Origin of the sequence: Parageobacillus caldoxylosilyticus NBRC 107762 (assembly GCF_000632715.1) — a bacterium.
Classification (GTDB): Bacteria; Bacillota; Bacilli; order Bacillales; family Anoxybacillaceae; genus Saccharococcus; species Saccharococcus caldoxylosilyticus.
Genome location: NZ_BAWO01000116.1, coordinates 1 through 1317 on the forward strand (window position 1 = coordinate 1; position 1317 = coordinate 1317).

The 1317-nt window shown below is 35.9% G+C and carries 1 protein-coding gene and 1 pseudogene; both read left to right on the forward strand.

Annotated elements, in window-relative coordinates; all coding sequences use genetic code 11:
- Positions 1-74 precede the first annotated feature (74 nt).
- Complete coding sequence (locus GCA01S_RS18865) at positions 75-404, forward strand: helix-turn-helix domain-containing protein (protein WP_042412552.1); 330 nt, start codon at positions 75-77, stop codon at positions 402-404.
- Positions 371-1267 (forward strand): annotated as a pseudogene (locus tag GCA01S_RS18870) (IS3 family transposase); the annotation flags it as partial. The gene GCA01S_RS18865 and the pseudogene GCA01S_RS18870, both read left to right, overlap by 34 nt.
- Positions 1268-1317: the final 50 nt, after the last annotated feature.

The window sequence follows — 1317 nt, forward strand, 5'->3', positions numbered from 1 at the left end:
CCTTTTGGTATTATCCCCTTATAGTAGACAGTGCAAAAAAAGGCTATACTGTCTAACTATGGAGGGGATTTTTTATGGAAAAAAAGAGAAAAACGTATTCTGCAGAATTTAAAATGGACATTGTTCATAAGTACCTTCATGAAAGTTGGAGTCAAAGTGAACTTTTAAAACACTTTCGTATTCATAACTCGATGTTACAGAGATGGGTGAATCAGTACCAAAGAGAAGGAATAGAGGGCCTGAAAGAAAAACGAGGAAAAACGATAGGAACGAATAAGGGAAGACTGCGTAAAAATCCGTCAAGTCCAGAGGAGAAAATGAAACGCTTAGAAGCAGAAAATGCCTACTTAAAAAAGCTCTTGGCAGTGAGAAAGGAGTTGATACGACAAAAGAAAAATCTTTAGTGTTTACGATCATTCATGAATTAAGAACTCAATTTCCGGTTGTCCTATTATGTGAGATTGCAGGGGTTTCTACAGCTGGATATTACAAATGGGTGAAACGTCAGACAGAACCATCGAAAAAACAATTAGAAGATCAATGGATTATGGATAAAATAATGGAGTGTGAAACAGACAAGGAAATCAATTGGAGTTATGGCTATCTAAGGGTGAAAACGTGGTTCCAACGTGAGTACAACATAAACATCAATCATAAGCGTATCTATCGATTAATGAAAAAGATGGGAATCCAAGCCAAAATCAGAAGGAAAAAGTGGAAGTATTTCGGCAGAAAAGAAGCGTATGTGGTTTCAAAAAATCATTTAAACCGAGAGTTTACAGCTGAAAGACCGAACCAAAAATGGGTGACTGATATTACATATCTAATTTTCCATGGACAACGCTTATATTTATCTGCCATTTTAGACCTCTACAATAATGAGATCGTAGGGTATGAAATCAGTGAAAGAAATGATCTTTCACTTGTAATAAACACGGTAAAAAAAGCCATAAAAAAACGAGATGTAAATGGTCTCGTCCTCCATAGTGATCAAGGATACCAATACATCTCCCAAAAATATCACCAATTATTACAAGAATACAACATAAAAGCAAGCATGTCTAGAAAAGGGAATTGTTTCGATAATGCCTGTATCGAAAGCTTTTTTAGCCACTTTAAGACCGAGTGTTTTTATCGCTATCGCTTTCAAACCCCAATGGAGGTACGGAAAGCTGTAGAACGGTATATCACGTTTTATAATCATAAACGATTTCAAAAGAAACTAAACAACCTTACCCCGATCGAATTTAGGGGTAAGGCTGCTTAGTGAATCATTCTTTTTTATTACTGTCTACTTGACAGGGGTAAGACCATTTT

Excerpts from the sequence above, each read along its gene's own strand:
- GCA01S_RS18865 (WP_042412552.1), top strand. The coding sequence starts at position 75 with ATGGAAAAAAAGAGAAAAACGTATTCTGCAGAATTTAAAATGGACATT.